We start from the raw sequence: 916 nt of genomic DNA, 5'->3' as shown, positions 1-916 counted from the left end.
GGGATCACTCGGGCCTCGTTCCTTGCTGTTTGTGCCGGACGTGGTCGGCCTTGTACCTGTTCATCTCCCGGAGTTGTGGTGATGACATGACCTGAGGGATGTTTCTGGGAGATTGTCTGGTCCTCGATTCGTTCCTTTTCTTGGCCGGGGAGAGGTGAGCGGGCGTTTGTCCGGCAAAGGTTGTGTGGACATTGTCCACGCCGATGTAACGTGATGCCGTAGAACACCGGTGRCCTCCTGCCSTGGTCCAGGCGAGAGCCGGAAAGGAGAAGCGATGAACACCCCTCCATACCTGCGCTGGGACGAATCAGGCCAGCAGCAGCTCCTCGCCCGGGCTGAAGCGCTGCTCCAGCGGCGAAGCCGGTGCCTGCTCGGAATTGCCGGGGCGCCCGGGGCCGGAAAATCCACCATCTCCGAATGGCTGCTGGAGCGCCTGCTCACCGACCATCCCCGGCAGGTCGCCCTGGTCCCCATGGACGGATATCACCTGGCGCAGTCGCTGCTCGTGGCCCGCGGGCTGGAGCACCGCAAGGGCGCTCCGGACACCTTCGACGGTGCCGGCTTCGTCGCGTTGCTCCGCCGGCTGCGCTCAGATATCTCGCGGGAGATCTTCGCTCCGGTCTTCCGCCGCGAAGTCAACGACGCGATCGCCGGGGCCATCGCCGTCCCGCCGGAAACACGCCTGATCATCACCGAGGGCAACTACCTGCTCTTGGACGAGGCCCCATGGAACGAGGTCGCATCCCTCCTGGATGAAACCTGGTTCGTCGAACTCGAACAGGGCGAACGCCTGCGCCGGCTCACCGCCCGGCACCTGAGGTTCGACAAGGACCCCGCCATCGCCGAATGGCGTGCAACCGGCAATGACGAACGCAATGCCCGCCTGGTAGCAGCAGGAAGCCAGCGGAGCACACTC

Annotated in this window: 1 protein-coding gene; it reads left to right on the top strand. The window is 64.7% G+C overall.

Annotation, left to right across the window (positions count from 1 at the left end):
- Window positions 1–274 precede the first annotated feature (274 nt).
- Window positions 275–916: nucleoside/nucleotide kinase family protein (locus AC1DGD_RS22100; RefSeq protein ID WP_476858280.1), on the top strand; the 642-nt coding region annotated here is incomplete at its 3' end.

Source organism: Arthrobacter sp. 05T45 (genome assembly GCF_056395875.1).
Note: the sequence above shows the minus strand (reverse complement) of the source record. Positions and strands in the feature narration are given on the sequence as shown.